Origin of the sequence: Dyadobacter sp. CY312 (assembly GCF_021390535.1) — a bacterium.
Classification (GTDB): domain Bacteria; phylum Bacteroidota; class Bacteroidia; order Cytophagales; family Spirosomataceae; genus Dyadobacter.
Genome location: NZ_JAJUXG010000015.1, coordinates 249,777 through 275,539, shown reverse-complemented (window position 1 = coordinate 275,539; position 25,763 = coordinate 249,777). Strand labels below are relative to the sequence as shown.

General features: G+C 42.5%; 28 protein-coding genes. 18 read left to right on the top strand and 10 right to left on the bottom strand.

Annotation, left to right across the window (positions count from 1 at the left end; genetic code table 11):
• The first annotated feature begins 24 nt into the window (after positions 1-24).
• Positions 25-774, top strand: a complete 750-nt coding sequence (locus tag LZG71_RS22270) for a polyprenol monophosphomannose synthase (RefSeq protein ID WP_233824100.1) — start codon at positions 25-27, stop codon at positions 772-774.
• Here LZG71_RS22270 and LZG71_RS22265 read toward each other — a convergent pair.
• Complete coding sequence (locus LZG71_RS22265; RefSeq protein ID WP_233824098.1) at positions 752-1,945, bottom strand: M20 family metallopeptidase; 1,194 nt, start codon at positions 1,943-1,945, stop codon at positions 752-754. The two genes, LZG71_RS22270 and LZG71_RS22265, sit on opposite strands and share 23 nt — an antisense overlap.
• Before the next feature lie 198 nt (positions 1,946-2,143).
• Between LZG71_RS22265 and LZG71_RS22260 the strand changes: the two genes are divergently transcribed.
• The 6 genes from LZG71_RS22260 to LZG71_RS22235 all read left to right on the top strand — a co-directional run bounded on the left by LZG71_RS22260 (position 2,144) and on the right by LZG71_RS22235 (position 7,219).
• Positions 2,144-3,025 (top strand): class I SAM-dependent methyltransferase, encoded by an 882-nt coding sequence (locus tag LZG71_RS22260; RefSeq protein ID WP_233824096.1) that lies wholly within the window; start codon positions 2,144-2,146, stop codon positions 3,023-3,025.
• Between the two features lie 139 nt (positions 3,026-3,164).
• Complete coding sequence (locus tag LZG71_RS22255) at positions 3,165-3,548, top strand: four helix bundle protein (RefSeq protein ID WP_233824094.1); 384 nt, start codon at positions 3,165-3,167, stop codon at positions 3,546-3,548.
• A gap of 129 nt (positions 3,549-3,677) precedes the next feature.
• Positions 3,678-4,613, top strand: a complete 936-nt coding sequence (locus tag LZG71_RS22250; RefSeq protein WP_233824092.1) for a hypothetical protein — start codon at positions 3,678-3,680, stop codon at positions 4,611-4,613.
• A 96-nt stretch (positions 4,614-4,709) separates the two neighbouring features.
• On the top strand, positions 4,710-5,528 hold the full coding sequence (locus LZG71_RS22245; RefSeq protein WP_233824090.1) for a phytanoyl-CoA dioxygenase family protein: 819 nt from the start codon (positions 4,710-4,712) through the stop codon (positions 5,526-5,528).
• Positions 5,529-5,585: 57 nt separating this feature from the next.
• Complete coding sequence (locus LZG71_RS22240) at positions 5,586-6,416, top strand: glycosyltransferase (protein WP_233824089.1); 831 nt, start codon at positions 5,586-5,588, stop codon at positions 6,414-6,416.
• Positions 6,417-6,454: 38 nt separating this feature from the next.
• Complete coding sequence (locus LZG71_RS22235; RefSeq protein WP_233824087.1) at positions 6,455-7,219, top strand: glycosyltransferase family 2 protein; 765 nt, start codon at positions 6,455-6,457, stop codon at positions 7,217-7,219.
• A gap of 63 nt (positions 7,220-7,282) precedes the next feature.
• On the opposite strand, the gene LZG71_RS22230 is transcribed toward LZG71_RS22235, so the two are convergent.
• Genes LZG71_RS22230 through LZG71_RS22220 form a run of 3 tightly spaced genes read right to left on the bottom strand, consistent with a single transcriptional unit; the run spans position 7,283 to position 10,423 of the window.
• Entirely contained in the window at positions 7,283-7,732 is a 450-nt protein-coding gene (locus LZG71_RS22230) for a hypothetical protein (RefSeq protein WP_233824085.1), read from the bottom strand.
• A complete protein-coding gene (locus tag LZG71_RS22225) occupies positions 7,732-8,895 on the bottom strand; it encodes a 1-deoxy-D-xylulose-5-phosphate reductoisomerase (RefSeq protein ID WP_233824083.1) in 1,164 nt (387 codons plus the stop codon). Before LZG71_RS22225 ends, LZG71_RS22230 begins: the two co-directional genes overlap by 1 nt.
• 25 nt (positions 8,896-8,920) lie before the next feature.
• The gene (locus tag LZG71_RS22220; protein ID WP_233824081.1) at positions 8,921-10,423 is read right to left on the bottom strand and encodes a GH3 auxin-responsive promoter family protein; all 1,503 of its coding nucleotides are present in this window, start codon (positions 10,421-10,423) and stop codon (positions 8,921-8,923) included.
• A 279-nt stretch (positions 10,424-10,702) separates the two neighbouring features.
• On the opposite strand from LZG71_RS22220, the gene LZG71_RS22215 reads away from it, so the two are divergent.
• The 7 genes from LZG71_RS22215 (at position 10,703) to nadD (ending at position 15,522) form a co-directional block, all read left to right on the top strand.
• Positions 10,703-11,728, top strand: a complete 1,026-nt coding sequence (locus LZG71_RS22215; protein WP_233824079.1) for a rod shape-determining protein — start codon at positions 10,703-10,705, stop codon at positions 11,726-11,728.
• 67 nt (positions 11,729-11,795) lie between these two features.
• A complete protein-coding gene (gene mreC, locus LZG71_RS22210) occupies positions 11,796-12,635 on the top strand; it encodes a rod shape-determining protein MreC (RefSeq protein ID WP_233824077.1) in 840 nt (279 codons plus the stop codon).
• Complete coding sequence (locus LZG71_RS22205; protein ID WP_233824075.1) at positions 12,632-13,135, top strand: hypothetical protein; 504 nt, start codon at positions 12,632-12,634, stop codon at positions 13,133-13,135. The genes mreC and LZG71_RS22205 overlap by 4 nt, the downstream gene beginning before the upstream one ends.
• A gap of 230 nt (positions 13,136-13,365) precedes the next feature.
• The gene (locus LZG71_RS22200; RefSeq protein ID WP_131959799.1) at positions 13,366-13,965 is read left to right on the top strand and encodes a sigma-70 family RNA polymerase sigma factor; all 600 of its coding nucleotides are present in this window, start codon (positions 13,366-13,368) and stop codon (positions 13,963-13,965) included.
• Between the two features lie 81 nt (positions 13,966-14,046).
• On the top strand, positions 14,047-14,337 hold the full coding sequence (locus LZG71_RS22195; protein ID WP_233824072.1) for a phosphohydrolase: 291 nt from the start codon (positions 14,047-14,049) through the stop codon (positions 14,335-14,337).
• Between the two features lie 10 nt (positions 14,338-14,347).
• A complete protein-coding gene (gmk, locus tag LZG71_RS22190; RefSeq protein WP_233824070.1) occupies positions 14,348-14,917 on the top strand; it encodes a guanylate kinase in 570 nt (189 codons plus the stop codon).
• Positions 14,918-14,949: 32 nt separating this feature from the next.
• Positions 14,950-15,522 (top strand): nicotinate (nicotinamide) nucleotide adenylyltransferase, encoded by a 573-nt coding sequence (gene nadD, locus LZG71_RS22185; protein WP_233824068.1) that lies wholly within the window; start codon positions 14,950-14,952, stop codon positions 15,520-15,522.
• A 334-nt stretch (positions 15,523-15,856) separates the two neighbouring features.
• Here the strand turns inward: nadD and LZG71_RS22180 are convergent, their stop codons facing one another.
• On the bottom strand, positions 15,857-16,240 hold the full coding sequence (locus tag LZG71_RS22180) for a hypothetical protein (RefSeq protein WP_233824066.1): 384 nt from the start codon (positions 16,238-16,240) through the stop codon (positions 15,857-15,859).
• A 198-nt stretch (positions 16,241-16,438) separates the two neighbouring features.
• Between LZG71_RS22180 and LZG71_RS22175 the strand changes: the two genes are divergently transcribed.
• Entirely contained in the window at positions 16,439-16,870 is a 432-nt protein-coding gene (locus LZG71_RS22175; RefSeq protein WP_233824064.1) for a nuclear transport factor 2 family protein, read from the top strand.
• A gap of 67 nt (positions 16,871-16,937) precedes the next feature.
• On the opposite strand, the gene LZG71_RS22170 is transcribed toward LZG71_RS22175, so the two are convergent.
• Positions 16,938-17,867, bottom strand: coding sequence for an AraC family transcriptional regulator (locus tag LZG71_RS22170; RefSeq protein ID WP_233824063.1), 930 nt, complete (start codon positions 17,865-17,867; stop codon positions 16,938-16,940).
• Between the two features lie 172 nt (positions 17,868-18,039).
• Positions 18,040-19,179, bottom strand: coding sequence for an acyl-CoA dehydrogenase (locus LZG71_RS22165; protein ID WP_233824143.1), 1,140 nt, complete (start codon positions 19,177-19,179; stop codon positions 18,040-18,042).
• 218 nt (positions 19,180-19,397) lie between these two features.
• Between LZG71_RS22165 and LZG71_RS22160 the strand changes: the two genes are divergently transcribed.
• Positions 19,398-20,669, top strand: coding sequence for a hypothetical protein (locus LZG71_RS22160; RefSeq protein WP_233824061.1), 1,272 nt, complete (start codon positions 19,398-19,400; stop codon positions 20,667-20,669).
• Positions 20,666-21,916: a hypothetical protein gene (locus tag LZG71_RS22155; RefSeq protein ID WP_233824059.1), complete on the top strand. Its 1,251-nt coding sequence runs from the start codon at positions 20,666-20,668 to the stop codon at positions 21,914-21,916. Before LZG71_RS22160 ends, LZG71_RS22155 begins: the two co-directional genes overlap by 4 nt.
• Here LZG71_RS22155 and LZG71_RS22150 read toward each other — a convergent pair.
• Positions 21,896-22,558 (bottom strand): ATP-binding cassette domain-containing protein, encoded by a 663-nt coding sequence (locus tag LZG71_RS22150; RefSeq protein WP_233824057.1) that lies wholly within the window; start codon positions 22,556-22,558, stop codon positions 21,896-21,898. The two genes, LZG71_RS22155 and LZG71_RS22150, sit on opposite strands and share 21 nt — an antisense overlap.
• A gap of 6 nt (positions 22,559-22,564) precedes the next feature.
• Positions 22,565-22,888 carry a hypothetical protein gene (locus LZG71_RS22145; protein ID WP_233824055.1) on the bottom strand — a complete coding sequence of 108 codons (324 nt, stop codon included), beginning with the start codon at positions 22,886-22,888 and terminating at the stop codon, positions 22,565-22,567.
• A gap of 152 nt (positions 22,889-23,040) precedes the next feature.
• Between LZG71_RS22145 and LZG71_RS22140 the strand changes: the two genes are divergently transcribed.
• Positions 23,041-24,372 (top strand): MutS-related protein, encoded by a 1,332-nt coding sequence (locus LZG71_RS22140; RefSeq protein WP_233824053.1) that lies wholly within the window; start codon positions 23,041-23,043, stop codon positions 24,370-24,372.
• Between the two features lie 50 nt (positions 24,373-24,422).
• Here LZG71_RS22140 and serS read toward each other — a convergent pair whose 3' ends face one another.
• Positions 24,423-25,715 carry a serine--tRNA ligase gene (serS, locus tag LZG71_RS22135; RefSeq protein WP_233824051.1) on the bottom strand — a complete coding sequence of 431 codons (1,293 nt, stop codon included), beginning with the start codon at positions 25,713-25,715 and terminating at the stop codon, positions 24,423-24,425.
• Positions 25,716-25,763: the final 48 nt, after the last annotated feature.

Here is a 25,763-nt window from a genome sequence, read left to right as displayed (position 1 = left end):
GATTTCAACCTAAAATAGAAAGTTGTGAATAATAGTATTGTTGTTATCCCTACTTACAACGAAATTGAAAATATTGAAGCGATTATCCGCAAAGTATTTAGCCTGAGTCAACCTTTCGATGTCTTGATTATTGATGATGGTTCTCCGGATGGAACAGCTGCTATTGTGAAGGGACTGATGACGGAGTTTGGAGGATCGCTCCATCTTGAAGAAAGAAAAGGGAAACTTGGATTGGGCACCGCCTACATTCATGGGTTTAAATGGGCGATGAAGAGGGGATATGAGTACATTTTCGAAATGGACGCAGATTTTTCACACCCACCAGAAGATCTTATCAGGCTTTATAACGCGTGTGCGGTTGAAAAACATGACGTTGCAATCGGATCAAGATATATAACCGGAGTAAATGTAGTAAACTGGCCAATCAACCGGGTTTTGATGTCGTATTTTGCAGGATACTATGTCCGCATGATCACCGGTATGAAAATAATGGATCCTACGGCTGGTTTTATCTGCTACACAAGCAAAGTGCTGGAAACCATTAATCTGGACAACATCAGATTTATCGGTTACGCTTTTCAGATTGAAATGAAATTCAATTCCTGGAAATACGGATTTGATATTACGGAGGTTCCCATCATTTTCACGGACAGAACCAAAGGTGCTTCAAAGATGTCGAGAGGGATTTTTAAAGAAGCTATTCTTGGCGTGATCAGCCTTAAAATCAATAGCTTCTTTAAAAGATATATCCCTAAGAACCAAGTTCAGAAATAGCAAGCCAGCTCATGAGTCCGGTGGAAATCTCCAATGCTGATTCGTCAATGTCGAAAGTTGGTGTATGTACGCCGGAAATTATCCCTTTATCCTCATTTCTTGTTCCGAGACGGTAAAAACACGAGTCAACAACCTGCGAATAAAAAGCAAAATCTTCGCCTGCCATCCATAGGTCAAGATCCACGATGTTTTCGGCACCCACATATTGTGTTGCTGCCGTGCGGACGCGACGTGTAAGTTCGGGTTGATTTTTGAGAAACGGATAACCTTTCACAATATCGAACTGGCACGATCCTCCCATCGACTCCGCAATTCCCTCCGCAAGTTTCTTCATTTTTTGTAACCCTTCTTCGCGCCACACTTCGTCCATACACCGCCATGTTCCCTGAATGGTAACTTCATTCGGAATTACATTGGTAACGCCATCCGCTATAAAACGTCCGAAAGAAAGCACTGCCGGATTTGCCGGATTTCTGTTGCGGCTGATAATCTGCTGAAGGGCAACAATAATATGCGAAGCCATCAAAACCGGATCAATCAGCTGATGAGGTGCTGCTGCGTGTCCACCTTTACCCTTCACAGTCAGATACAATTCATCAGTGCTGGCCATGTACATTCCCTCACGAAAACCAATTTTACCAACAGGAATATTAGGAGCAACGTGCTGGCCTACCATACTGGCAGGTCGGGGGTTTTCCAATACACCCTCTTTGATCATAAGCGATGCACCTCCCGGAGCTTTTTCTTCGGCAGGCTGGAACACCAGTTTGATTGTTCCGTCAAAGTCATCCTTCAACTTGCATAAGATCTCAGCTGTACCGAGCAGACTTGACGTGTGGACATCGTGACCGCAGGCGTGCATTACACCAGGTACAAGAGATTTGTAAGGGACTTCATTGGCTTCCAGAATCGGCAGCGCATCCATATCGGCACGCAAGCCCACAGTTCTTGAGGCAGGATTTCTTCCTTCTATAAGGGCCACTACGCCAGTTCCGGCAAAGCCTTCCTGTGGCTGCAGACCCAGTGCCCGAAGCTGGCTTGCAACGTAGCCAGCAGTTTTAAATTCTTCGAACGAAAGTTCCGGATTACTATGCAGGTGACGTCTGTGACCAATTACGCGGCTTGCCTGTTCTTTGGCGAGTAGTTTTATTCTTTCCTGAAGTTGAGACATAATTTGCAACAAAAGCGGTTTAACCCGGCATCATTGACCGGATCCAGCCCAAAGGTACAAATAAATAGAATTGGCGATATTGTTGCCCGGATCTGCGGCCTGGTAATTATACCATTTGTGAAGAAGCCTCGTTACTTTGAATGTTGTTCGAAGAAAAAAAGTAATTTTGAACCGCTATATCAATAAGAAAAATACAAAATGGATCATAAGGAGTTCTTAAAATCGCTGGTTTGTCCACTAACCGGCGGCACACTAACCATTTCAGAAGATGGTAAAACACTAACCAGCAAAGATGGTGTTGTTTATGAAGTTGGTGATACTGGTATCGTCAACATGTTATATCCCAAAGAGTTACTTCCAGGTGATGCCAGAGAGCAATTTCTATACGACCAGGCATTTCTTCGTTACGACAAAGGCGTTTCGTGGGTTTTCGAAACACTGAATCACTCCGATGAAGCTGCCACCCGCAAGTTTTTTATTGATCTGATGGAATTGCAGCCTGGGATGAAAGCGCTGGAAGTTGGTGCAGGAACAGGTAAAGATTCTGCTTTGATACTCGATAAAGTAAGACCGGGCGGCACAGCTGTGTTGTCTGATCTCTCTCCAAATATGCTGAAACTGGCACAGGATAAACTTTCAACAGAGGACGTAAATGTTCACTATTTCCTTGGAAATGGCTCTTACCTACCTTTTGAAGACGACACTTTTGATGCCGTGTTCCATTTTGGCGGAATCAATACGTTTTCTGAAAGAAAAAGAGCTTTTGACGAGTTGACTCGCGTTGTTCGTCCGGGTGGTAAAGTTGTTGTTGGTGACGAAAGCGTGGCTCCATGGCTTCGGAATACACCTACTTACGCTACTTTATTAAAAGCAAATCCATTGTTCCGTGCTGAGGTGCCAATTGAGGATGTTCCTGCCAATATCGAAAACTTCAAATTGCACTATGTTTTCGGAAACGCATTTTATATCATGGAGTACAGGGTAACTGCCAAAGCTCCGGAAGTGGATATTGATCTTCCTATTCCTGGAAAAGATTTTGTAGACAACTGGAGATTGAGAGCTGAGAAGGCTGTTGATTAAATCCTAAGTTTTTAGTTAACAGTTTGCAGTGGGAAATCAGTTTTTAGTTTCTAGTTAACAGTATACGGGTAGATAAAGGTACTCAACGGCCCAATTCTGATCCTTTTGAATATTGAAATTCAACCTTATCTGTTTACTAATGGCTTACAGCGACTTTAGAGATTTGATTGCATTTCAGAAAAGTTTTGATCTGTCGATGAAGATTTTTCAGTTAAGCAAGGCTTTCCCTGGTGAAGAAAAATATTCTTTAACTGATCAAATCCGGAGGAGTTCCCGTTCTGTTTGTGCAAATATTGGTGAAGCTTACAGGAAGAGAAGATATAAGGCGCACTTCATTTCGAAACTATCAGATTCGGACAGTGAAAATAGCGAAACTCAGGTTTGGCTATTGTTTTCAAAAGAGTGCGGTTACATCAATTCTGAGATATTTGACCAACTGTACAACCAAAGCAGAGAAGTAGGCAAACTGTTAACGTACATGATGAATCACTCTGAAAAATTTATTATCGCAGACAAACCATAATCCGGGCTGGGACTGTTTACCGCACCGGCGGCCCGGTAAAAACTAACCTAAGCCAGGATTTCCATATCATAGTAAACGCCATGAACGGCCAGGCTGTGAACAGTTTACTTAGAACTAAAAACTAAAAAAATGTGGGTTAAAAAAGGTGTTGTGTATAAACCTGATGGAAGTTTGGCTCATAGCCTTTCGCATGCTCAGGTTCCTTACGCATATAAGCATAAAGATTTCTTACGTATCTATTTTTCTTCACGGGATTCTAGCGGTCAGTCGCGCCCTACGTTTATCGACGTGGATTATGACGATCCGAAAAAGATACTTTACATACATGACAAACCAGTTCTTGAACTTGGCGGCCCGGGAGAATATGACGAAACTGGTGCCATGCCTGCATGGTTTGTGGATATGCCAAATGGCGACATCTGGCTTTATTACACCGGCTGGAACCGTACCTGGAATTCGTACAGACTTTCCATGGGATTGGCCGTGAGTAAAGATGGCGGGCTAACGTTCAATAAAATGTTCGTTGGACCAATTATGGATCGTAGTATTCAGAACCCGATTTGGGCGGCGCAGCCTTCTGTAATGCGTGAGGAAGACGGAACGTGGCGTATGTGGTATATCTCAGGGCATAAATGTGAGTATATCCACGGCTATCCTGAACCATTTTACAGAGGACAGTCTGCAACTTCAAAAGATGGTATTCACTGGGAAATCAGTGATGTGCCTACATTGGAATTTGACGACTTCTTACATGCTGTTGGACGTCCGAGCGTTTATAAAGAGAATGGTGTATACAAAATGTACTATTCTTATCGCCACACAAGAGATTATAGAACGGATCGTAACCAGAGCTATCGCCTTGGATATGCAGAATCTACCGACGGTGTGAACTGGGAACGCAAAGACCATCTGGTTGGAATTGCAAAATCGGAAAACCCGGAAGACTTTGACTACCAGATGATCAACTACGCCAATTATTATGAACATAATGGCAAGAAGTATCTTCTATACAACGGGAACGGATTTGGTGCTGCCGGATTTGCCTATGCTGTTTGGGAAGATTAAATAATTACACAGAAAGGACTGACCATCGTCATACCATGAACTTTTACTAAATGATAGTTTTGAAGGTAAATATCTTGTAAAAAAATTAATCATAAAATGAGTACACTTCGCGAACAGTTCAATGAAGACGGATATGTGCTTCTCAGAAATTTCCTTGAGAAGGAACAGGTTAATTCCATTTATACAGAAGCCCGTAAGATCTTCGCAGTACAAATTAAGCATGTAACCGGAAAATCGGTTGATATTGACGATAAAGAGGTTTTTGAAAACGCGATGTTTGAATTTTTCGAGAAAGATTTCAATGCGTTTGTCAATACCGGAAAAACAGTACAGCATACCTTTTCTCTGCATCGCCTTGGTCTTGATCCTAAGATCGAAGATTTGTTAAAGGAGGTAGGTTTATCAAATCCCATTATTGGAGCCCGTGCCGCGATGCAATTCAACAGTCGTTTTCTTTCCAAAGACGGAAGTAAACACTGGAAACTGGATGCGCACCAGGACTGGAGAACCGGGCAAGGTTCCCTGGATAGTGCCGTAATATGGTTCCCAATGGTGGATGCAGGTGCAGATATCGGAGCATTACAGGTGATTCCGGGAAGTCACAAATTCGGATTGCAGGAATCGAATACTTCTGGTTATCAGGGCGGTATTACTTCTTCACTTAAGGAAGAGGATTTTGTGCAAACAGATTTTAAGGTTGGAGACGTATTGATTTTTTCTTCCTTTTTAATTCATCAGTCTGGCAACAATATCACCAATAATATCCGTTGGTCGGTTCAGTTAAGATACAATAATCTTGATGAGCCTACATTCATTGAGAGAGGTTACCCGATGGCGTATATCTACAAGCCGGAAAGTGAACTTGTTACACCCAATTTCCCGACCAAAGAGCAATTGGTTGAGGTGTACAGCTAATTTTAAATACAAATCAATTCTAAGCATCAGCCTTTCTGGGTTGGTGCTTTTTATCTTATGAAAGTTTCTGTTTGCGTTCCTGCCTATAATCACGAAAAGTATATTGCTCAAATGCTGGATGGTGCATTGATGCAGCAAACATCATTTTCATTTGAAATTGTGATTGGAGATGATGCCTCCACTGATCGCACTCAGACCATTATCAGACAATACATAGATGAAAATCCAGGACGTATCTGTGCATTTTTGCATGAAAAAAACCAGGGACCTGCCGAACCCAGGGAGTTTGCAGGAAGGAATAACGTTCTTGCTTTGCTAAAAGCCTGCAAGGGAGAATATGTAGCCATGTGTGAGGGAGACGATTATTGGACCGATCCTTTTAAACTTCAGAAACAGGTTGATTTTCTGGAAGCTAACCCGGATTATGCGATATGCCACCACAATGTGGAAGTGATTTATGAGGATGGCTCCCCAAGCCATTTATTTAATGCTCCCGATCAAAAAATAACCTCAACCATAGAAGACATCCTGGAAGATAAATGGTTTATGGCAACTGCAAGCTGGTTATACCGGAATCATTTTCTTGACCATGATTTTGCAGCGTGGCATGCTGAGGCCGCTGCGGGTGATTGGGCGATGATCATTCAGCTTGCCGCACATGGCAAAATTGGTTATTTGGCTGAAACCATGGGTATTTATCGTAAACACAGCGCAGGGCTAAGCAATGTGCATGCCAATACCAACAAGCGTTTTTGGCAGAACAGAAAAGAGATGTTTGAAAACGTAAACAAATGGCTGGAATATCGTTACAATAATACCATCTTAAAAACGGTTGCCCAATATGAAGCCAACCTTTCGGACCTTTCAAAAATTGGTGGTACAAATTAATAATCTTTAATTTGTACTGTTTTTATCATTGACTATACATGAAGCTAAGCATTGTAATACCGGCATACAACGAGGAGGAGTCAATTTCTGACACTTTGAGGTCCTTATATGGTACCTTAATTAAGTACAATGTGCCTCATGAAATCTGCGTAACAAACGATAATTCAAAAGACGGCACTGCTCGCGTTTTGGATCAACTTAAACTGGAAATTCCAACACTGGTTTATTTCACGAATCCAGGTCCTAACGGCTTTGGTTATGCGGTGAGGTACGGTTTGGAAAGATTTACCGGTGATTGTGTTGCGGTATTTATGGCCGACATGTCCGACGATCCGGAGGATTTGGTGAAGTATTACAACAAAATGCTTGAAGGAGATTACGATTGTGTGTTTGGATCAAGATGGGAAAAAGGTGGGAAGGTGGTAGATTATCCGGCATTGAAGAAAGTGATAAACCGGGTTGCCAATTTTATTGTAAAAATGGTGATGGGTATCAAATACAACGATACAACGAATGCTTTCAAGCTTTATAAAAGAGAAACTATTGAGGGTATCAAGCCATTTTTAGCTCCACATTTTAATTTAACGATCGAGCTCCCACTCAAAGCGATGGTGCGTGGCTATAACTATGCAGTAGTTCCAAATAGCTGGACAAACCGGAAATATGGTGAATCGAAGTTGAAAATCAAGGAAATGGGAAGTCGCTATTTCTTCATCCTCATGTATTGCCTCATTGAAAAATACTTCTCACAAGGGGATTTTATGAAAAAATCTTCAGAACCCAAGAAGGAAGTAAGCAGGTGAGAGAGAAGCTTTAAGTTTACAGTAAGCAGTCGGCAGCCTGTAAACTTAAAACTAAGAAACTTCCTACCTGATCCATTCCTGAACGAAAGTCATCTTGTGGGCTATATAGGATATTGCGAGGCCCCATATAATTGCGCTTATAGTCATCCAAAGAAAAATAGATGTTCGGGGGACACGGAATGCAACCGCCAATAACGGTCCAAACAGTGGTGTGAAAAGCGGGGGAGTTAGAAAAGCGATACCAATAATTCCGAATTTCTTCCAGATTTTCACCGCCATTCTGTTAGATCTGCTAAACTTTTTGGAAGGAGTCTTTTTGTACTTTTTGACAAGCTCCTGCACACCCTTGCCCGCGTAAGTAAGCAGCACCACGCTGAACATCATGCCAACTGCTGAAAAAATAGCGGTTTCCAGCCAACTTAATTTTAAGATCACTCCGGTAATAGGTCCTCCGAAAAATTTCAGTGTACTGGCAAGTGCTACGGACAAATATTTGAGAAGAAGAGATTTCATCAGGCTTTTACTTGAATCAGTTCAGATGCAAAACGTCTTGCCTCCTCATTTGTTTGAACGTAATCGGAGTAGGTAGGATTCTGCACATAATTGATTTTTGAAAGCGTATCCAATATCAGATCAGATATTTCAAGAAACCCTATCTTATCTTTTAAAAACGCGTCAACGGCTACCTCATTGGCGGCATTGATAACGCAGGCTGCATTTCCTCCCTTTTCGAGAGCATGATAGGCGATGGCCAGGTTACGGAAAGTTTCAAGGTCTGGTTTTTCAAAAGTAAGTGAGGGGTAATCGATGAAATTGAATCTTGGAAAACTTGATTTTAGCCTTTGAGGATAATGCAGTGCATATTGTATCGGGAGTTTCATGTCGGGCAATCCCATTTGTGCTTTTATACTTCCGTCCTCAAATTGCACGAGCGAATGAACAATACTTTGCGGATGCACGATCACATCGATTTGATTGGAATTGAGGCCAAAGAGCCATTTTGCCTCAATAACTTCCAGTCCTTTGTTCATCAAGGTTGCCGAATCAATGGTGATTTTGGCCCCCATCGACCAGTTAGGATGTTTGAGCGCCTGCTCTTTGGTAACGGAAGCAAGTGACGCACGGTCTTTTCCACGGAATGGTCCGCCTGATGCAGTTAGAATAATTTTCTCAATTGGATTCTCAGCCTCTCCGGTCAGGCATTGGAAAATGGCAGAATGTTCAGAGTCAACCGGATAGATATTTACCTGATGTTCTTTTGCCAAACCCATGATCAATTCACCCGCAACTACCAAAGTCTCCTTGTTTGCAAGGGCGATATCTTTTCCAGCCTTAATGGCATGAATGGTAGGTAAGAGCCCGGCGTAGCCCACCATCGCGGTAAGCACCATGTCAATGGAGTCAGATTCAACAACAGAAATCAGAGCTGAGGCTCCTTTATAAACTTTGATTGGCAGGTTTTCAAGTGCGGAAGTTACGTGGTCAAACAACGTTTCATTTCCTATAACAACTTCTTTCGGGCGAAATTTTTGAGCTTGTTCAATCAGCAGCGCAGCGTTGTCCTGGGCTGTAAGCACTTCCACAGAAAATATTTCCGGATTTGCTTCAATTACTTCCAGAGCCTGAGTTCCGATTGAGCCTGTTGATCCCAGGATGGCTATTCTTTTCTGATTCATAAAGTTTTTTCGATTTGACAACCCGTTAAGCGTTGTTGATTTTGACCAGTTCATCGGCAATTTTCCGGTCGTTAGATAGTCGTGGTACCTTGTTTTGTCCGCCCAGTTTTCCATTCGCCCGCATGTAATCTATAAATGAATTCTTGCGAAGAGGTACCAAAACAAGCTGTCGAAGGATATTTCCCTTAATCAGATCGTCGTAATAGACATTCAGCTCTGTGAGACGTCTGTCCATATCTGCAATAAATTCTTCGCGGTTTGCGGGTTCGGTAGCAAACTCTACCAGCCATTCGTGATAAGGAAGTCCGCCCTGAGCCGGAGCCACCATTGGAGCAACGGTGAATTCGACCACTTCCACCTCCCTGTGGCGTTCCATAGCGTAACGCAGTGCTTTCTCAATCTCTTCGCCTATCACATGTTCGCCAAAAGCCGAAATGAAATGTTTGATCCTGCCTGTGACCAAAACCCTGTATGGATTAGTGGATACAAAACGAACCGTATCTCCAAGCGAATAGCCCCATAAGCCTGCGTTGTTGTTGATGATCATGGCATAATTACGTCCAACCTCCACTTCTCCGATCGATAACCTCCTGGGATTTTCGTCAAAAAAGTTTTCAGTCGGAATAAATTCATAAAATATTCCAGTGTTCAAGAGCAGCAGAAGTCCTTCTTCATTTTGTGAGTCCTGATAAGCAAAAAATCCCTCAGATGCCGGGTAGAGTTCTATAGAGTCGATTTTTTTGCCTATTGATTCAAAAAGCTTTGCACGATAGGGCTCAAAATTGACACCGCCGTAGATGAAAAGAGAAAAGTCAGGGAATACGTCTTTAATTTTCTTCCCTGTTCTTTCGATGATTCGGTCAAAGTACATTTGTACCCATGGTGGAATGCCTGATATCAGCGACATAGGCTGATCTATGGTTTCGTCTATGATCCTATCGAGCTTGGTTTCCCAATCTTCAATACAATTGGTCTCATAACTCGGCATTTGATTGGAACGCAGGTAAGCGGGAATATGATGATTGGAAATCCCTGATAACCTTCCTGTCAACACACCTCCGGTATCTGTCAGGGTTGGGCTGCCGGAGAGAAAAATCAATTTTTTATCCAGAAATTGAGCTTTCCCTGTTTCGGCTATATACGTCAAAATGGCATTGCGGGCCGAACCAATGTGATTGGAAATAGAATCCCGCGAAATAGGTATATACTTGGTGCCGGAGGTGGTGCCGGAGGTTTTAGCAAAATACAGCGGCTTACCAGGCCACAGTATATCTTGTTCACCCTCCTTTATCCTGCCAATGTATCCTTTCAGGTCTTCATAATCGCTCACAGGTACCGCACTCTGAAAATCGGCGTAAGTATCAATGTCTTTGAAGAAATGATCTTTGCCGAATTGTGTATTCCGTGCCTTCGTAACAAGCTCTTTGCGCCATTCATCCTGCACCTGCACACTTCGTGCAATCCATTCTTGTTGTTGCGAAACGATATACCGAGCCAATGGCTCACTCAAAAGTGCTTTGATTCCCATAGTAAAAACAAATGTACACAGGATTTGGAAATTAAGGCCAAAATCTGGTTGGTTGTTACAATGGTTTTCAGTGTAGTTTTCGGTTCAAAATTCACCTGTTTGTTGTCAATAATCACACTAGTTCTACAAGGTGCAAACTGTTGTTATTGCTTCATTTAGTGGTCTTTTTCTACGTTAAAACAGTCCCTTAGCGAAATTTATTAAATGCCTTTGTTTGTGGGTAATTATCTGTAATTTTGCGAACCTGAAATCAAAGAGAGGGAAATTTTAAAAATATATATGGGATTGTTTGATTTTTTGACAAGCGACATCGCGATAGATTTGGGTACAGCTAATACCCTTATCATCCATAAAGATACAGTAGTTGTTGATGAGCCGTCGATTATTGCCATGGATAAAACCACGGGCAAGGTTTTAGCGATAGGACACACAGCTATGCAAATGCATGAAAAGACGAATGAAAATATAAAAACGATACGTCCACTCAAAGACGGAGTAATTGCGGATTTTACAGCTGCGGAAATGATGATCAGAGGTATGATCAAAATGATCGATACCGGAAGCCGTTTCTTTACTCCTTCTCACAGGATGGTGGTTTGTATTCCTTCGGGTATTACTGAGGTTGAAAAACGTGCAGTGAAGGATTCCTGCGAACATGCGGGAGCCAAGGAGGTATACATGGTTCACGAGCCTATTGCTGCTGCAATTGGTATCGGTATCGACATCACACAACCAAACGGGGTAATGATCGTTGATATTGGTGGTGGTACTACGGAGATTGCCGTAATAGCACTTTCTGGTATTGTCTGTGAGCAGTCGGTACGCATTGCGGGAGATGTGTTTACCCGTGATATTGTAGATTACATGCGTCGCGAGCACAACTTACTGATCGGTGAGCGCTCAGCTGAACTGATTAAAATGGCGATTGGATCCGCATCTCCTGAGCTGGATATCGCTTTGGAAGATTATCAGGTACGTGGCCGTGATTTAATGACAGGTATTCCTAAGGAAATCCGTGTCACTTATAGCGAAATCGCCTATTCTCTGGATAAATCTATATCCAAAATAGAAGAAGGAGTAATGAAAGCTTTGGAAATTTCTCCTCCTGAGCTCTCCGCAGATATTTTCAAAAATGGTATTTGGCTTACAGGCGGTGGTGCTCTCATTCACGGTTTGGATCGCCGTATTTCTCAAAAAACCAAACTACCGGTACACATTGCAGAGGATCCTTTAAAGGCTGTGGTTAAAGGTACTGGTGAAGTTTTGAAAAACCTGGAACTATACAAACCTGTATTGATTTCGTAGTATCGGATCGTTCGCAGTTTATGAGTTGCGATGCAATTCATAAACTGCGGGGGAAGATTTAAGGCCCATGCTCCAGCTCGTTGATTTCGTAGTCAGGAATCGTTTCTTTTTGGTATTTGTTTTGCTGGAAGTTCTCAGTGTATGGCTTATCGTGCGCAATAATACTTATTGGGGGGCTACGTATTTTAATACCTCCAACTATTATGTGGCCAAAACACTGGCACTCTCCAACTCGGCTCACGAATACACAAAACTTGGTGAAATAAATGCTGACCTGGCACATGAAAACGCTCGTCTGCATGCATTGCTTGCCATTGAAACCCAAAGAAAACCATCTGATGCCCCTGTTGGCTATATACCCGATTCGTCATTTGCATCACGGTTCACGTACACCGTTGCCAAGGTTGTGGATAATGAGACTACCAAAACCAATAATGTTATCACCATTGACAAGGGGCTGGCAGATGGCATAACGCCCGGAATGGGTGTAATATCAGCCACCGGGGTGGTAGGAACCGTACGTTTTTGTTCAGAGAATTACTCTGTCATCACTTCCATTCTTAATGTGGACTTTATGGTGTCGTCCAGGCTTGTTCGCAGCAATGAAATTGGATATGCCAAATGGCCGGGTAAAGATCCCTCTGTGATTGATCTGGTCGATGTGTCCAAATACACAAAAGTTTTTAAAGGAGACTCGGCTGTTACTTCTAATCAGAACCCGGTGTTTCCTCCAGGTATCATGGTTGGAAGGGTAGAGAGCGTTGCGGTGCATCCCGATCAGACCTTTTTTAACATTTCATTAAGGCTGGCTACCGATTTCAGAAACCTTTCCTACGTGTATGTGGTACAAAATAAACAACTTGGGGAACAGCAGCAACTTAAATCACGTATAGAAGAGCTAAAATGAGTTTACGCGAAGCCATTCAATATACCTTAATGATTTTGCTGTACCTGTTATTGCAGATATTCTTTCTGCGAAACGTGGTTCTATTCAATTATGCTTTTTGCTTTATTTATATTGCTGGTGTACTGTTACTTCCTGCTGATACCGATCGGCTGTATCTGCTTCTTATCGGTTTTGCAACCGGATTTACGGTAGATGTTTTTTCGAATACTTTTGGAATGCACGCTTTCGCGACAGTTTTGATCGCCTATCTCAGACCGTTTTTGGTACAATATCAGATGGAGTCCAAAGGAGCGGAACGGATGGACCTGGGGATTCGGGCTCAAGGTTTGGGATCGTTCCTGGCCTACATCATGCCACTGATACTGATTCATCATGCTGCTTTATTTCTCATAGAGATGAATAACTTTGGCATGATACTCTACACCCTTATCAGAATTGGAGCCAGCGTGCTACTTACCACAGTAGTAATTGTACTTCTGGAACTTTTCTCCAAACGCTAGTATGACAATTTGACGGTTGTCAGCCATCTGGCTCGTTATTTGATGTATATACATGTAATAATGGTTTGGAGTAATTTCCGGTTATCAAACCTGCTGTCAGTTGTCAGGATTTTCAAGTCATTGTTTTTTATTTTGAAAAATGGCTTTTAAACTGCTTCAAATGACCGTTTATCAAATTTTAATTTGTACCGTTTGGAGCTGTTATTAATCTTTGTAAATTCAGCATTCCTATGTCAGTTGCCATGTCAGAGACACTCACGAACAATGGATACACGGATGATCTTCGTTACGAAGTTTTCAATCGTGAATTCATGCCACATATTGATTCCATGTATAACTTCGCTTTTCGTCTTACCATGGACGAAGACGACGCTAATGACCTGGTTCAGGATACGTATTTAAAAGCTTTTCGGTTCATTTCTTCGTTCGAACAGGGAACCAATGCTAAGGCCTGGCTTTTCAGGATACTGAAAAACAGCTTTATTAATGATTACAGGAAGAAAAGTAAAGAACCGTCCAAAGTAGACTATCAGGAAGTTGAAACGACATATAATTCCGAGGAAGCTTCCGACACGACCTACACCGTCGATTTAAGGGCTGACGCTGTTCAGGAATTGATCGGAGATGAAGTGGCCAATGCGTTAAACGCGTTGCCGGTTGACTTCCGGACGGTTATCATTCTTTGTGATATAGAGGGCTTCACCTACGAGGAGATGGCGAAAATTCTGGATATACCAATTGGTACTGTAAGGTCCAGGCTGCACCGCGCACGTAACCTTTTGAAAGAGAAACTTAAGAGTTATGCAAGTTCAATGGGATATGATTCATAGGATTTGAAACTTTTTTTGTAACCTATGTGGTTATAAGGTACAACTGTACATATTCCACAATTCTTTTTATCATTATTGGTAATGAATGCATCTTTGAATACGCCTTCTGTGACAGAAGAAGCGCACAAACAAACCATGAAGCATAGCTGCGAACATCATGCTGAATGTATGAAAATTATTCAGGCGATACTTGACGACGAAGCTACCGAGGCAGAAAAGGATCATTTCAGAGAAAACATGGACAAATGTATTCCTTGCATTGAATCCTATCGTCTGGAGAAATGTATCAAGGATTCCCTAAGTATCAAACTTGAAAAAAAGCCTTGTCCGCAAAGCATTTTGAATACAATTATTTCTAAAATAAACAGTTAAGACTGTTCGCGTGAAAGGCAAGCTTATCATATTTTCTGCACCTTCCGGATCTGGTAAAACCACCATTGTACGGCATTTATTAAAAAAGTACCCATCTCTTTTGGCTTTCTCTGTATCGGCATCCACGCGTGAGCGTCGTGAGCACGAAATTGACGGGAAAGATTATTATTTCATTCCTAAGAAAGAGTTTCGTCAGAAAATTGCCGATAACGAATTTGCTGAGTGGGAAGAGGTGTATGCAGGAAATTACTATGGTACCTTCAAAACTGAAATTGAGCGTTTGTGGAGCGAAGGCAAACATGTGCTTTTCGATGTAGATGTAAAAGGCGGCTTGAAGCTTAAAGAGATTTACCGTGAAAGTGCTTTGGCAGTTTTTGTTAAGGTATCATCAGAGGAAGAGATAATCCGTCGCCTGAGCGAAAGAGGAACGGAAACCGAAAAGTCGTTAGAAACCCGTTTGGGTAAAGTTCGTTACGAGCTTAGTTTTGAGGATAAATTCGACATTACTCTGGTGAACGACGATTTAGCGGAAACCCTGGAAAAGGCCGAAAAACTTGTACTGGAATTTGTCGCTTCCTAGCTCCTCCATAAGAACCTCAAGAATATTCTCAAATGAAAATTGGCCTGTTTTTTGGATCTTTCAACCCTATCCATATTGGCCACATGATCATTGCCAATACCATGGCGTCAGCCACCGATCTGGAACAGGTTTGGTTTGTAGTCAGCCCCCAAAATCCGTTTAAGAAAAATAGCAGCCTGTTGCATGAATTTGACAGGTATGACATGGTGCAGCGGGCAGTCGCCGACAACGCGCTTTTAAGGGTTACTGACATTGAATTCCACATGCCGAAGCCTAGCTATACCATTGATACACTGGTGCGGATACAGGAGAAATTCCCTCAGCACGAGTTTAAGCTAATCATGGGAGAAGACAATTTGGCACAGTTCCCGAAATGGAAAAACCATGATAAGATTCTGGAATATGTAGGTCTTTACGTGTACCCGCGGCCGGCCTCGGCTCCCCACAATTTTAAAAATCATCCCGCCGTACGTTTTGTAGAAGCCCCGCTGCTGGATATATCCGCCACTTATCTGAGAGCCTGCTTAAAGAATGGTTCATCCATACGCTACATGGTTCCCGAGGCTGTGGAGCAGATGATCAGGATAAAGAAGTTTTATATCTGAGTAGATGCTGCTCCTATCGAATCGCTTTCAACTCATCCTGCATCGCTGATCTTCTTGGATATTTTTGTCTTAAAATCTGAATGACTTCTAAAATCTTTGTTTACCAGTGGCGCCAGTTTTAGATTTTCCTTGTGCCGTAGGCACAAGGCGTTGGTAGAATAAATGATCACGAATATAACCCAGCATTCCCATCGGAATGCCTTGTGAAATTATGCTACCGTAATTTCTCCCAACAAGATCTACGTAAGGCAACTTTGGAGGATATCTCCGCAGAAATTTTCTGGGAAGCTTTTAAATGAAGATACGTTTTGGCTTAGTAGTAACTTTATCTAAATTACAACGGTCTGTCCTGGTAAGTAATTTCGGAAAGCAAACCCACCGCGTTGAATTTCAGTATTACTTTCTTTGCCTTGGAGGGTGTTTTGATATCATCACATTGAGTGCCTTTTTCCAGGAAGTATACGTAAAACTTCTGATTGCGTTCGCCGAGTTGATGGATGTCCGGGCGTCCGAGAAGCTCTCCAACTTCATCGATAAATTTCCCCATCAGTTGTTTTTGCTCTGCTTTGAAGTCTTCCGTAAGTGCGGTTCTTTTTCCGTCGCAACCACCACGATCACCACGCCATTGGTTCAGATCGAGTTTTCCGAGCTTTTCTGGTTTGGTGGAGCAGGAGAAAAATCCTGCGAAGAATACAACAATTAATATCCGCTTAATCATGACAAAAACTTTGCTATTACATCAATAGGCGAAACTAGTCATATAATGTATGGTTATGAAATCTTTTGAAAGGAATGATTTGATACGCTGAGCTATATAAGACAGTCTTTGCCAAGACTTAAAAATTGCAGCACAAAACTTGTTAGGTAGCTGGTTTTTGTACAGATTCGAAACATACTTGTAAACAACCATTTGGAGATGATAAAGAAAATTATTTTTGGACTTTGCTTAATCGTGATGCCGATGTTGGCAAGTGCACAATTTAACCAGCCAACTGACGCAGCAGACTGTACCAATATATTTTTCAGGGCACTACTGGAAGAAGATAGCAAGACACTGGATAACTTACTTTCATCTGATTTTTCAGTAACCAGTTTTGATGGACAACTCATTGATAGAAACACACTTTTAGGAGGAGTTTCGGAGGGTTACCTGAAAGTGGATACTGGTATGATGTCGGGTATGCGCACACGAAGTTATGGTGATGTGGGCGTCGTTACCGGAATCTGGAATGCAAGAGGTCAGTTGCAAGGTAACAGCTTTAATAACGAACTGGCCTACATGGCGGTTTGTGTAAAAGCAGGTGGTAGCTGGAAGATATCGGCAGTACAGTTCACCCCTTTGAGGTAGATACAGGTGTAAAAAAGAAAGCGGAACAGATTTAAAAACCTGCTCCGCTTTCTTTTTTAAGAAAAATCTATACGTTCATTAAAGATTCACGGCGGCGCATTTTTCCAGCCGGAATACCGAACATCATTTTAAAACGGCGGCAGAAATAAGCGGTGTCTTTATAGCCAACATCAGAACCAATAGCGCGGATGCTCTTTTTGGAAGTACGAAGCAGATCCACCGCTTTTTCCATTCTTTGGTATTCGATGTAATCCTGTGGATTGATACCAGTCAGCATTTTGAAATATTGGCCCACATAATCTTCTGATACGTTGGCAACATTCGCAAGAACCTTATTTGAAAGATCTCCACCAAGGTTGTCTTTAATGTAAGCGAAGATGTCAATGAGTCGTGGATCTTTGAAATACGTACTGTTGGTTACAAGCTGCTCTACAAACAGTTTGTTTTTAAGTATATATCGTATAATCTCGATAACAACCTCTTCTGTTTTGATTTTGATGATACGACCTTTCCCGGGCGTATCAAGCATGTCCTCTGTCAGTATCTGGTTGATGGTCGCGGCGATCTGATCGTCTCTTTTGATCAGGAACGGAGGCACATCCAATGAGGTGAAAAAGTTAACGGTATCGAAAACCTTAGCTTCAAAAGATATAAGACCGAAAGAATTAGGCAGTTTACTTATCAGTGCAGGATCATGGCCAGCTTCGATGTAGTTATCCCGGTTGGTCATGAACTCTTCGTTGGATACCGTTTTGGCGGATTGTGCACTGCCATAGGTAACCGTTGCATGTTTTCCTCCTGGTATAAAAAGCATATCGCCTTCTTCTACTTTCTGAGACTCCTCAGTCCCGAAGGATACTTCTCCGTCGTACAAAATGGTAAGAGAATTTTGTACATCGTAAAAGTTTTTGATTGTAATGGGTTGCAAAATCCGGATATGACGAGCTTTCACAAATTTTACCCCCAACGACTCAATAATCTTATTATAGTCTTCCATGCTTGTATATATTTAACGGCTGAAATGCCTTACTTTCAAATTTTGTACAAATCTAATAAATTGTACAAAACTAATACAAGTATATTTCGACAAAAAAATGAAAAAAAGTGATATTTTGATATGATTTTAATCCAAGATTTAGAATAAAATGAATCCTGTCCCGTAAATGGGATCATTTTAAAAGTTCACGTGCTATTACAAGTTTTTGGATTTCAGAGGTACCTTCGTAAATCTGGGTAATTTTGGCATCTCTCATGTGTCTTTCTACATGATATTCCTTAACATATCCGTAACCCCCGTGAATCTGAACAGCTTCTGTTGTAACCCACATAGCTACATCGGATGCATAGAGCTTGGCCATAGCGGCGGCTTTTATGTAGTCTTTACCCTGATCTTTTAGCCGGGCAGCCTTATACACTAGTAGCCTCGCTGCTTCTATTCTGGTTGCCATTTCCGATAGCTTAAACTGGATCGCCTGATGCTCACTGATCGGTTTTCCAAAAGTTTTACGCTCCTGGGCATATTTAAGAGAAAGTTCGAAAGCGCCGGAGGCGATGCCCAATGCCTGAGCTGCGATTCCAATTCTACCTCCGTTTAGAGTACTCATTGCAAATTTAAACCCAAACCCGTCATCACCGATTCTGTTTTCCCTGGAAACTTTTACATCAGTAAACATAAGGGTATGCGTATCGGATGCTCTGATACCCATTTTATCTTCTTTTTTACCGACTACAAAACCCTCAGTTCCTTTTTCTACAATGAAGGCGTTAATTCCTTTGTGTCCTTTTTCGGGATGTGTATGTGCTATTACGAGGCATATCGAAGATGAGTTTCCATTCGTGATCCAGTTTTTCGTACCATTTAAGAGATAGTGATCTCCTGCATCGATTGCCGTGGTGTGCTGGGATGTTGCGTCAGAGCCTGCTTCCGGTTCTGAAAGACAGAATGCACCAATAACGCTTCCGGTAGCGAGAGGAACGAGATATTTTTGTTTTTGATCTTCGTTGCCATATATCTGAAGTCCCCAGCAAACCAGTGAATTATTTACTGACATGATTACTGAGGCTGAGGCGTCCACTTTAGAAATCTCTTCCATGGCTATTACGTATGAGAGCGTATCCATGCCGCCGCCGCCATATTCCGGTTTGACCATCATTCCAAGAAAGCCTAATTCTCCCATTTTTTTGATCAGCGCAGGATCAAATTTCTGTTCATTATCGCGGGTAATTACACCGGGCAACAGGTCATTTTGGGCAAAGTCTCGCGATGCTTCCTGAACGGCAACGTGTTCTTCGCTCAGGTCAAAATCCATACCGGACAAAACTGAATTATATGGCATAGGTGTTTAGGGTTATTGAAAATGAAGTAGTCAAAAATAAGGTTTAGAAATATAGTATGCAAGCATACGAATTTCTAACGAGCTAAAACTTTGTGTATTGCTGCCCGTTTTGAGAAAAAGAAGTCTTAAGTTTGCGGTTTAATTTTGTATACACACTAGTAATCGTCTTCCATTACCGTTATTTATTACACATGCCTGTTCTTACAGTCTTTTATTTAAAACTCCTTATCAATCTGGGTTTAACACTTGGGATAATCTGGACGATCAGCCGATCCGGGCTTTTCTCAAAATGGCAGGTTGAAAAAGACAAACTCATTTTTTCTATTGCCTTTATCATATTCAGATTCATCCCGTGGATCGGGATTTTTCTGATTGTCAACGAGGATCCTCGTGGCGATATACCTTTCTTCTTCTACAAAGCCGAAGCTGCCAAACAGGGCGGTTTTGTATATCGGGATTTCTGGTCTTATCATGCTCCGTTATATGCCTATATCATTAGCCTTCCTGTATGGATATGGCACAATTCGCGTGCAATCGTGCTTTTTATGGTGCTGATGGAAACGGGAATTCTTTGGCTTACCTATCGGACCTACAAAGAAAAAAGCAGCAGAGCGTTGCAGCTTGCAGTGATCTATCTGATGCTTCCGGCAGCGTTTATGTACATTCTGGTAGACGGGCAGGAAGAAGTGTGGTTTTGGGGTGCGGCTCTGCTCATCTGGCGCTATACTATCAAAAAGCCTGATAACTATGAAGTGGGTATTGGTTTGCTGTATGCACTTACTTTACTTACAATTAAGGTTACCTTCATTTTTTTATTGCCCGCCTTGCTGGTAGTTGTAAAACGCCCTGTGAAAATGCTCCTGACTATGGCGGCAATCGGAATCCCTGCGGTGGGCTTTCTCTATTGGCGGATCGGCGATCTTTTCCTTATGCCTATTCAGCATACCGAACAGTTGATGACGCCCAATTTGTTTTCTATCAGTCGTCCGTGGGTTGAGCTGATTTTTCATATTAATGAGAAAAAATCTACCATGATCAATTGGTTCGGGCTGTTATTCACGGTTTTTGTTCCTGTGTATATGGCATATAAAGCCAGACACAGGCATATCAATGAAATTTTGCCCGGGATATTCATCGCCTGTTTCGTTTGTATGATGATTTTTCAAGCAAGTGCGATGGGTGCATATGTGATTGCTTATCTGATGGCGGTGCTCTTTGAGATCATCGATATCCGTAAAACCAAACACGTAGCCATTTTGCTTGCCCTCAACTGGCTTACGGTTGTGCAACCTTTCATTTGGGTATACATCAAACAGCCGGCGTACATTTCTCCTGCTATGTTTTCCGATGTATCGTTCCTCTTTGAGTATGTACTTCAGATCATGAACGTACTCTGTTTCTTCTGGGTATTGCGTGAAACTTACAGGAAAGTAGTTGTGCAATCTAATCTTGCAACAGCATGAGTATAGTTTGGGCCAAATTAGGCATCAGCATTGCCTGCGTTTTCCTACTGGTCATCATGCTGCTGAAAAGAAAAGCATTTATAAACAGGCTTGAAGGTAAGCGTGTAAATGTGACTCTTTTTGTGGGCTGGGTCCTTTTCAGGCTCATTCCTTTTGTTGCCATTTATCTCATTGCTGATCTTGCAACTACTTCCGACGTAAACGGCTTCTGGGACGAAGGCAGCAAAGCTTCACAGGGGTTGGTGGTTTATCGGGACTTCTGGTCTCCCTATTCACCGCTTTACCCATACTTTCTGGGAATCTGGTTAAAGTTATGGTACGATCCGAAAATGATTGTGTTCACGATGGCGGTGATGGATGGAATTGCTGTTCTGATCTCCTGGCATTTCTTCAGACCTTTTCAGACCAAAGGGACTTTCCTTTTCAACGCGCTTGTCTATTACGTTTTGCCGGGTTCGCTGATCCTCTGCATTGTAGGAGCTCAGGAGGATGTCTGGATGTGGCTTTTTGTGGCATTGGCGTATCTGGTGCGCGAGCGGAAGGTGAGTGTGATCTGGTACTCGGTTATTCTGGCAATAGGTTTGCTGATGACCAAAGCGATTTTCGTTCTCATTCTGGTTCCACTCTTTTTGATTGAGAAAGAAAAGATCCGGTTCATGATTCCCATGATCATTATTGGGATCATATCACTAGGTATTCTGTATCCTTTGGTGGGATGGGAATTTACCCAGCCTATGGACGAGGCGCAAACGTTACGGGCGCCGAATATTCCGGCAATACTCAATCCCTGGTTTTATAATCATATTGGTGTAGGTGAAAAATTCTGGAACTGGATAGGGCTTGTTGCTTCGGTAGGGCTTGCTTGTCTTGCTGCCTGGCGGCTCCGCAATACCGATTTCAGAGTAATGCTTTCGCGGGTCTGGATTGTATTGTATGCGACCATGATGGTGGTGCAGCAAAGTGCTTACAGCAACTATATTTTTCTTTTTCTGGTGCCGCTTGTTTTTTATGTGGTCAATTGGAGCAACCGCACACAGGTCGTATTACTTTTGATTTTCAATGTGCTTTGCGTCGTTCATCCATCTTACTGGTGGAGGTTGGGTATGCCATGTTATATGAGCCCAACTGATATAATTTCCTCTACTGGTCTGCTTACAGATTATCTGATGCAGGTCGCCATCGTAATCATGACGGGCTATTTTGTATGGCTGGCATTTCCGAAGAAATCAGGAAGTGTAGCCCAATGATTTTATATCCTGTTCAGGGTTTTTCAACAGCACACTCCTGCCAATTGGAACAATCATATAGAGATCGTCGCTCAAATCCGTAACATGTTGGTAAGCATGGTCCGACAACAAAATACCTTTGTTCTCTTTCTGTTCATGGATCACCGTTGACAGCTTTTCCACCATGAGCGGAGATACGTGTGTAAAAGGTTCATCGAGCAGGACAAAATGCACGGGCGATAAAAGTATGAGTAGCGTTTCTATCAGGCGGATTTCGCCTCCTGAAAGCTTCCCGAGAAGGTGTTTTTCATACTTATCAAATTCTGGAAAATGATCGGTAACGTCTTGGAAACGGACACGATACAATTCGCACAGATGATTCACTTTTAGATTTTTTGGCATAAAATTGCTTTGTGGTAAATAGCGGATGATGCCCGCATGCAAATAGGGTTTTGCGATATATTCGCCATTGATTCGCACTGATTGATTTTGTCCCCGAAGTGTTCCAAATATCATTCTCAGCAGACTTGATTTCCCGGTACCATTACGCCCAAGCAGGCCTGTTACTTTTCCTGTCTCCATTTTAATGTAGATACTCTGGAGTATTTTCTTTCCATTGTATTCAAGCCACATACTGTCTGCTTCTAATAGCTGCGTTTTCATGATTGATCAGATAGAAAGGAAAAGTTTAATAATGGCGATGACCACAAAAAACGCTGCAAGGTCGAGCAGGAAAGCCGACATGTAGAGCCGGAGTTCGGAAATGCCCAGATTGGTGTAAAAGAACAATTGGACCTGATGGTGTTTTCTCAGATAACGCCACAAAAGGAAATCTGTAACAGCTTTCAGGATCAGATAGAGCGGAAGAAAACGTTGGAAGTCTTCACTGAGCGGAAGTTGCGCAATAATCCATAAGGTGAGAGAAATGAGCCCTGTAACCAGGCCGACCGATTGATAGAAATATAATATGGCTTGCAAACGTTGTTTCATCATTTTTTGAAGCAAGTTAGAAAAATGAAGAAGAGACAAATGGCTGTTAGGTTTTTTTAACAGGGGCTTTTCAAGAGCTGGATGAGCATTTAACTTACTTTAACACAGGAAGCTAAGCTCAGTGATTATTTTTGGGAAACACCTGAATATCCAATATGCACTTAGTTAGTGACCATACCCTGCACGAGCTTCAGATCGTTTCTGAGAAAAGTATGGAGGCCTCCATTTTAAGTTTTTTTGACAGAACAAAATCTTATGGTGGCCGCGATTTGCTCAAAAGAATGATCAGAAATCCTATGCAAAACTCTGAGGAGATATTGGCATCACAGGATTTGCTCAGGTCTGTTTCGTCAAACTTTCACTACTGGGAAGTGAATGTATCGCATGCCTATATCGCGGCGTCAGAAAGTTATTATGAAAGCAATATTGTGCACACAATGTCTCAGGATGTGATCCAGCACTGGTTTCAGACAATGATGTTTGCATATAGAAATGAGGCCGAATTCCATCTGATTCAAAGCGGAGTAGCTGCAACAATCAGGGTTTTATCGGCATTACAAGATACGGTAACGCAGCTTTCGTATTTTGGCTTTCCTGATTCTTTCAAGGACGATTTCGGTTTTTTAAAATCTTTTCTGGATTCTTTCGCGCTAAGATCTTATGTAAATCAACAAGGTAAAAGCCTGTCTGACAGATCTACATTTTACCTGGATTACTTTTTTAGAAAACAGCATAAAAGAGAGTTCAGGAGGGTGCTTGATATCTTTTATACGCTGGATGCGATAACTTCCATTGCGAGAACCGCCCGGGAACATACGCTGTGTTATCCTGACTTCGTATCACATGATACCTGTTTTGATGTGACGGGGCTGTGGCATCCTCTGATTGCCAATTCGACCAGAAACGATATTTCGTTGAATGGGAATTCCGGAATTTGTATCCTTACCGGCGCAAATACGAGTGGCAAAACAACTTTTCTTAAATCGTATGGTGTTGCCGTTTACCTGGCACATCTGGGATGGCCGGTGCCGGCAACTAGCCTCCGTCTTTCGTTCAGCAACAGACTCTTCACGTCCATTCATCTTTCGGATGATCTCACGCTGGGATACAGCCATTTTTACAATGAAATTATGCGGGTGAAGGAAATTGCCCAGGCGCTGTATAATGGCGAAAAATGTACGGTGTTGATCGATGAATTGTTCAGAGGAACCAATCAGGAAGACGCACTGCACTGCTCACAAACTGTCATTGATGGCTTTACAAATTACAAATCTTCCATTTTCATTGTATCAACGCATCTGATGGAGTTGCTCGAAAAATACCTGAGTTCAAAAGAAGTCTGTTTTAATTGTTTTAAAACAAAAATAACCGGAGGGGAATTTGAAAATACTTTTCTACTGGAACAGGGTATTGCGTCAGAAAAAGTGGGAAAGCTTATTATGGAGAAGGTTGGGATTCCTGCATTGCTTCGTGGGAATATAAACTGACAAAGCCCTCATTTTCATGAAGGCTTTGTCTATTCGGCTTGTATGAACTATTATTCAATCACATCAAATCCACAGTAAGGCACCAAAACGGCTGGAATACGAACTGTACCGTCAGCCTGCTGGTTGTTTTCCAGCAATGCAGCCAGGATACGGGGCAACGCCAGGGCAGAGCCGTTCAGCGTGTGTAGCAACTGCGTCTTTTTGTCCGCATTTTTATAGCGTAATTTCAGACGGTTGGCCTGATAAGTTTCAAAGTTGGAGACCGAACTGCATTCCAGCCAGCGTTCCTGGCCAGCGGACCACACTTCGAAATCGTAAGTCAGTGCAGAGGTAAAGCCCATATCGCCACCGCAAAGGCGAAGAATGCGGTAGGGCAGATCCAGTTTTTCGAGCAGGCTCTTCACGTGATCCACCATTTCATCCAGCGCCTTGTAAGACTCCTCAGGTTTGTTAATCTGAACAATTTCGATCTTATCAAACTGATGCAAACGGTTGAGCCCACGAACGTGCGCTCCCCAGCTTCCTGCCTCGCGGCGGAAACAAGGCGTGTAAGCTGCATGTTTAACAGGTAAGTCGGACTCCGCTACAATCACGTCGCGGTAAAGATTGGTTACCGGTACTTCCGCAGTTGGGATGAGGTAAAGGTCATCCTGTGCATCATGGTACATTTGTCCTTCTTTGTCGGGTAATTGCCCCGTCGCAAATCCTGAATCAGCATTTACAACAATTGGTGTCTGAACTTCGGTATATCCTGCTTTTCCCGCTTCGTCTAAAAAGAAAGCAATCATGGCGCGCTGCAAACGGGCCGCTTTCCCTTTGTAAACAGGGAAACCGGCACCAGTTATTTTATTACCAAGCTCAAAATCAATAATAGGGGCCTGATTTTTACCGAGTTTTTTAATCAGTTCCCAGTGAGGTTGTGCTCCAGCCGGAAGAGTAGGTTTTGCCCCTTGTTCAAATACATTCACATTGTCCTCAGCCGTGCGTCCTTCTGGTACACTTTCGTGTGGCAGGTTAGGAAGCTTAACCAATTCACTCAGTAATTCCTCTTCCGTGGCCTTGTGTTGTTCTTCCAACAGTCTGGATTTGTCCTTCAGAGCGGCCGTCTCACCTTTAGCCAGTTCGGCTTCGGTTTTTTTGCCTTCTTTCATCAGACCACCAATTTCCTTCGCTTTTGCATTGGATTGCGTCAGTACTGCATCCAGTTCCTGTTGCGTTTCACGTCGTAAACGATCCAGTTCAATGATCCGGTCGACAACCTGTTCGGCGTCTTTAAAATGCTTTTTCTTTAACCCCGCGAGAGTTAATTCTCTGTTGTCGCGGATAAATATCGGTTGTAACATATGGCTGTCGGCTGTCGGCTGTTGCTGTCAGCTTTTTTAAAGTTTTTA